Annotated in this window: 7 protein-coding genes; 4 read left to right on the forward strand and 3 right to left on the reverse strand. The window is 66.3% G+C overall.

Annotated features, from left to right (window positions below; genetic code table 11):
• Positions 1-8: 8 nt before the first annotated feature.
• Positions 9-770, reverse strand: coding sequence for an RluA family pseudouridine synthase (locus KO481_RS07290; protein ID WP_215916218.1), 762 nt, complete (start codon positions 768-770; stop codon positions 9-11).
• Between the two features lie 68 nt (positions 771-838).
• A complete protein-coding gene (locus KO481_RS07295; RefSeq protein WP_215916219.1) occupies positions 839-1,450 on the reverse strand; it encodes a TetR/AcrR family transcriptional regulator in 612 nt (203 codons plus the stop codon).
• Positions 1,451-1,538: 88 nt separating this feature from the next.
• Here KO481_RS07295 and KO481_RS07300 point away from each other — a divergent pair, with 88 nt between their 5' ends.
• Genes KO481_RS07300 through KO481_RS07310 form a run of 3 tightly spaced genes read left to right on the forward strand, consistent with a single transcriptional unit; the run spans position 1,539 to position 3,716 of the window.
• Positions 1,539-2,228, forward strand: a complete 690-nt coding sequence (locus tag KO481_RS07300) for an SDR family oxidoreductase (RefSeq protein ID WP_215916220.1) — start codon at positions 1,539-1,541, stop codon at positions 2,226-2,228.
• Positions 2,225-3,220, forward strand: coding sequence for an LLM class flavin-dependent oxidoreductase (locus tag KO481_RS07305; RefSeq protein WP_215916221.1), 996 nt, complete (start codon positions 2,225-2,227; stop codon positions 3,218-3,220). Before KO481_RS07300 ends, KO481_RS07305 begins: the two co-directional genes overlap by 4 nt.
• A 13-nt stretch (positions 3,221-3,233) precedes the next feature.
• On the forward strand, positions 3,234-3,716 hold the full coding sequence (locus KO481_RS07310) for a tautomerase family protein (RefSeq protein ID WP_215916222.1): 483 nt from the start codon (positions 3,234-3,236) through the stop codon (positions 3,714-3,716).
• A gap of 27 nt (positions 3,717-3,743) precedes the next feature.
• On the opposite strand, the gene KO481_RS07315 is transcribed toward KO481_RS07310, so the two are convergent.
• A complete protein-coding gene (locus KO481_RS07315) occupies positions 3,744-5,522 on the reverse strand; it encodes an acyl-CoA dehydrogenase (protein ID WP_215916223.1) in 1,779 nt (592 codons plus the stop codon).
• Positions 5,523-5,697: 175 nt separating this feature from the next.
• Between KO481_RS07315 and KO481_RS07320 the strand changes: the two genes are divergently transcribed.
• Positions 5,698-5,925 (forward strand): hypothetical protein, encoded by a 228-nt coding sequence (locus KO481_RS07320; RefSeq protein ID WP_215916224.1) that lies wholly within the window; start codon positions 5,698-5,700, stop codon positions 5,923-5,925.
• Positions 5,926-6,000: the final 75 nt, after the last annotated feature.

Raw genomic sequence — 6,000 nt, forward strand, 5'->3', positions numbered from 1 at the left:
CCGGCGAATCACGCCTGGGTGACGCCGTCGAGCAGGGTCGCTGGATCGTCCGTGAGCTGTGTCCCGCCGATTGTCCAGAAGTCCGGCCCGGGCGCGGCCTCCAGCGCGAGCTCGCCACCGTCGCGCCACGACGCGTCGAGCCGCAGCCGCCACGAATGCAGGTGCGTCCGTTGGTAGGCGCCGGACTTGTCGAACAGCGGGTCACCGGCGATCGGATGCCCGATCCAGGCCAGGTGCACCCGAATCTGATGGCGACGTCCCGTGATCGGCCGCACCGCCAGCACCGTGTGCTCCGCGCCGCGCAGCACGGTCGTGAACTCGGTGCGCGACGGATAGTTCTTGCCTGCCAGCAGATCTCGTTCCGCGACGGACCAGGTATCACCGTCGCGAACGATGGCCTCGCGTGGCGCGGCGATTCGCACCCGGTTCTTGCGTCCCACGCTCAGCGGCAACTCGATGACGCCGGAATCGGGCAGCCCGGTGGACGCGGTGACCGCCAGATACGCCTTCTCGGCGGTGCGCTTGTTGAATTGCCGCGTCAGTTCTCCGTGCGCGGCCAGTTCCTTGGCCAGCAACACCAGCCCCGAGGTGACCTTATCGATCCGATGCACCGGATACAGCGTCTCGCCGTGCTCGGCGGCCAGCCGCACGATATCGGTATCGTGCCGCTCTCCCGTCACCGAGATCCCGGCGGGCTTGTTCAACGCCAGCACCGCCGCATCCTCCTCGAGGAAGGCTTGTTTGCGCAGCTCCGGCCAGTCCACATCCACCGGACCACCCTAGTCACACATCTCGAGTGCGGGGGCGCGGACTCAACCGCGACCGATACGACGAAGCGCTAATGGGAGTCGTCGCTCGAGGATGTCGGTGACGATTCGGGGAGTAGGGCGTCGACGATCTCGCTGAGTTCTCGCCGCGTCGGCGGCGCGCCGGTGAGTAGCACCTGCTGGATGATCAGCGCCGGTCCGATGCGTGCGGTCAGCGGCGGGAGGGTGCTCGCGTCGAACTCGCCGTTGGCTTCGGCGTCCCGCAGGATGGCGTCGATCACCCGTATCCGTGGGGCGATCAACTTCTCGGCATATATGGCTCGCAGTTCAGGCTCGCGCAGGACCTGGCCGAGGATATCCAGCCCCGGAAACGTCGTTCTGCCCGCCATGACGTCGCCGATCGCGATGAGCACGGACAGTAGGTTCTCTCGGCTCGAGCGCTCGGCCCGCGGCTCGGGGAGTGGGGGCAGTGCATGAAGCAAGGCGGCCAGCACCAGCGCCTGTTTGGTGGGCCAGCGCCGATACAGGGCCGCCTTGCCGGTCTGGGCGCGTGCCGCGATTGCCTCCATGGCGAGTCGGCCATACCCGACGTCCGTCAGCTCCGCCAGTGTTGCGGCATACAGGGCGTGCTCGAGCTCTTCGCCGCGCCGGCGACTGCGCGTGACTCCACTCTTGTTCGACATTCGACAATAGTAGCCGCTTGCGTTCCCTATTCTCCGGGCATACGCTGACAGCGATAGTGAACGTAGGCGTCTACAAAAGGACGATGTCATGCAGTTGACGGGCAACACGATCCTGGTGACCGGCGGTGGCACTGGAATCGGCCGAGGTTTGGCCACGGCGCTACACCGATTGGGCAATCGGGTAGTCATCGCGGGGCGACGGCGAGCGCCGTTGCAGGCCGTCGTGAGCGCGAACCCGGGAATGCAGTATCTGCAGTTGGATCAGGGTGACTCCGATGACATCCGGCGATTCACCGTCGAGCTGACCGACCGCTTTCCGGACCTCGACGTCGTGATCAACAACGCCGGTGTCTCGCACGTCGAGGACCTGACCGCCGGTGACACCGAGAGGGCACAGGCGATCGTGGAGGTGAATCTACTCGGGCCGATCCGGCTGACCTCGGCGTTGTTGCCCGCATTGGTGAGCCGGCCACACGCCGCGATTCTCAATGTCACGTCCGGGCTGGCGTTCGCGCCGAACGCCAGCATGCCGACATATTGCGCGACCAAGGCCGCGCTGCATTCCTACACTCAGTCCCTGCGTTTTCAGTTGCGCGACACCGCGGTTCAGGTGATCGAAATAATCCCGCCGCGGGTGCAGACCGAACTCGCGGACGGGCTGGGTCTCGACCCCGACACGCTGATGCCGCTGAATTCCTATGTCGCCGAGACGATGTCGTTGCTGCAGATGCGGCCGCAGGCCGACGAGATCATGGTGGAAGTGGTGAAACCGCAGTGAAGATCTCCGCGCATTTTGCGACGTCTCTGGATTCACCAGCGCATATCGCCGTCGCCGAACAACTCGGTTATGACCGCGCCTGGCTGCATGACGCGCCCCATCAGGGCCCGGATGTATGGATGATGCTGGCGTTGGCGGCCGTGCGCACCGAGCGCATCGGGCTCGGGCCCGCCGTCCTCGTACCGGCGCTGCGGCACCCGATGGTCAACGTCGCGGGGGCGGCAGGGCTGTCGGCGATGGCGCCGGGACGGGTGGCGGTGGCGTTCGGTACGGGTCACTCCGGCGCCAGGGCGATCGGAGCCAAGGCCGCGACGTGGACGTATCTGACCGATTACGTGAGAACATTCCGGGCCTTGCTACGCGGCGAAACCGTCGACTGGAACGGACACCGTATGCGGATGTTGCATCCCGAGGGCCACGCGCCTCGCAGACCGATCGACGTGCCGGTACTGATCTCGGCGTACGGCCCCAAGGGGCTCGGTGTGGCAAAGGAATTGGGCGACGGCCTGTTCACCAAGGGTGATACCGGCTCCGCCGAGGACTTCACCTGGGTCAGCATGCCCGCGCACGGAACGGTCCTCGATCCCGGGGAGGCCCTGGACTCCCCACGCGTCGCCGCGGCGGCCGGCCCTGGAAATGCGCTTGCCTACCATTCGGCCTACGAATTCGGCGGAGATCTCACTGCGATGCCCGCGGGCAGAGTGTGGCTCGACGCCATCAACCAAGTGCCCGAGGCCGACCGCCATTTCGTCATTTTCGACCAGCACCTGGTCGGCTTCAGTGAGGCAGATCGGGCTGCCTGGGAGGCCGGCAGCTGGGCCGCGATACCCGCCACCACACTGACCGGCACCGCCGATGAACTCGCCCGCCGCCTGGTGGCGATCGAACGAGGCGGTGTCACCGAAATCATCTACCAGCCAACAGGTCCGGACATTGCCGCCGAGCTGTCAGCGTTCATTGCCGTCGCCAAGCAGGCGAGCCCGGACAACTAGAGAGGAAACCGCCGTGCCGACGTACGAGTGCTACAACCATCGAGGTCAGGTCGACGCCGCCGCCAAGGCGCAGCTCGCCGCGGGGATTGCGCGGATCCACCACGAAGTCACCGGAGCTCCGATCGCGTTGATTCAGTGCGTATTTCACACTCTCGATCCGGACGATCATTTCATCGGCGGACAATCGGCCCCCGCCCACGGGGTGTGGGTGTATGGGCACATTCGCAGCAAGCGGACGGGTGATCGCAATAAACGCATCGCGGCCGGAATCACCGATCTCCTCACCCGAGCGCTGCACATCCCCTCATCGGCGGTGTGGGTGTATCTGAATGAGCTTTTCCACGGCGACATGGTCGAATTCGGCCGCGCTCTGCCCGAACCGGGAGCTGAGCGAAGCTGGTTCGAAAACCTCCCGCCGGAGGTGCACGATTGCCTCGTCGTGCCGGACCACAACACCGGCTCCGGCGATCCGGGACCGGGAACAACCGGGGGGTAGTCCCCTCTCCCGATCTCCGTGACGGGATCACAACCAGGACGGATCCAGGTCCAAGGTGGTGCGGTCGAGGCTGTCGAGTAGATCGAAAAGCGGTGTGGTGCGCGGTAATTCCCAGCGGTAGAAGTATCGGGCCGCGGCGCGCTTGCCGTGGTGGAAGGCGGTGTCGTGGCCGTGTGCGGCGATCGCCTGCTCGAGCCAGATCCAGGCCAGCACGACGTGGCCGAACGCCTCCAGATACGCCGCCGAATTGGCCAGCGCCGTCTCCGGATCCATGCCCTTCCAGAGCAGGGCGGTGCTGGTGGCGATGCGACCGGTGGCCCGGGCCAGATCGTCGCCGAAGTTGCCGAGTTCGGCGTCGCCGGTGGCTCCGGCCGCCGCGACCGTCTCGCCGATGGTGTCCAGCAGCAGCGAGAGCGCGGCCCCGTTCTCGGCGGTGACCGCCCGGCCGAGCAGATCCAGACTCTGAATGCCGTGTGTGCCTTCGTGAATCGGGTTCAGGCGGTTGTCCCGGTAGTGCTGTTCGACGTCGTAGTCGCGGGTGTAGCCCGCGCCACCGTGCACCTGGATGGCCAGGTCGTTGGCCGCCAGGCACCACTGGCTGGGCCAGCTCTTGGCGATCGGGGTCAGCACGCGTAGCAGCGTTTCCGCACGGGTGCGCTCGGATTCGGTTGTGGCGCTGCGCCGATCGTCGATGAGGGTGGCGCAGTACAGCTGCAGCGCCAGCGAGCCCTCGACATAGGACTTCTGCGCCAACAGCATTCGCCGCACGTCGGGGTGGTCCGCGATCGGCACCTGCGGGCCGCCCTTGACGCCGATCGGTCTGCCCTGGGGACGGGCGCGGGCGTAGTCCAGCGCCTTGAGGTAGCCGGTGTAACCCATCGCGGTCGCGGCGAGCCCGATGCCCAGGCGCGCCTCGTTCATCATGTGGAACATGTAGGCCAGCCCCTGATTCGGCTCGCCGACCAGGTAGCCCACGGCCCCGGGCCTGCCGCCGGGAGTGAACGCGCCGTCGCCGAAGACCGGCGCGGTGTTGACCGTACCGCGCCAGCCCATCTTGTGGTTGATGCCCGCCAGCACGACGTCGTTGTGTTCTTGGCCCGCAAGGTATTTCGGCACGATGAACAGCGAGATGCCGCGCGTGCCCCCGGGTCCGCCCGGAATCTTGGCCAGTACCAGGTGGACGATGTTCTCCGAGAGTTCGTGATCGCCGCCGGAGATCCACATCTTGCGGCCGAACAGCCGGTAGGTGCCGTCGTCCTGGGGTTCGGCGCGGGTGGTGATGTCCGCGAGGTTCGAGCCCGCCTGCGGCTCGGACAGCGCCATGGTGCCGAAGTAGCGGCCCTCCACCATCGGCAGCACGAACTGCTCGATCTGCTCGTCCGAGGCGTGGGCGGCGAGCAGGTTCGCATTGCCCATGGTGAGCATCGGATAGCTGGTGGTGGCGGCGTTCGCGGCGTAGAACCACGCCATGCACGCGGTGAAGATCGTGTGCGGCAGTTGCATGCCGCCCACCCGCTCGCTCATCGCCGCACCGATCAGGCCCGCCTCGGCGAACGCGTCCAGGGCCTGCTTCACCTCGGGCAGGATGTGCACCTTCTCGCCGTCGAAGGTGGGCTCGTGCAGGTCGCTCGCGCGGTTGTGGGGGGCGAAATACCGCGTCGCGAGCTCTCGCGACAGGTCCAGCACCTGGTCGAAGGTCTCCCGGGAATGCTCGGAGTACAGTTCTCGCTCGGTCAGCCGCGCGGTGTCCAGCCAGTCGTAGAGCAGGAACTCGAGGTCGCGCGCGGACATGATGAGCGAATCCATATGTCCACCCTCCTGATCCGCGGCCCCGCGCGCAAGCCGTGATTCCCGGCGGCCGGCAGCGTATCGAACCGGCTCGTCGCCCGAAGTGGACCCTTCGGTTGGTTTCGGGGATTCGACTGGCATCATCTAATGGTCAGATGTGGTACCGATCTTTGATTTCGAGAGAGGAACTCGCATGCGATTTGTCAAGACAGGTGTCTTAGCTATTGCGCTGACCGGGGCGTCCATCATCGGGGCCGGTGCTGCGCATGCCGACCAGAGCATCACGGTGAGCGCCAATATGCTGCACTGCGCGACAACGGCCGGCATCAATGCATCCACGCTGACGCACGCCAAAGTCGGTGACAAGATCACTGTCTCCGATGCGACCTACTCCCAGCTGAAAGCGCACAGCTGCCTGTAACCGGTTCCCGCGGTCGTGCGGGGCCGGCCCCGGCACGGCCACCCCACCCGCACGCGGGGGTGGCGGCGCGGTGAG

Source organism: Nocardia albiluteola (assembly GCF_018860155.1).
In the GTDB taxonomy this organism is placed as follows: domain Bacteria; phylum Actinomycetota; class Actinomycetes; order Mycobacteriales; family Mycobacteriaceae; genus Nocardia; species Nocardia albiluteola.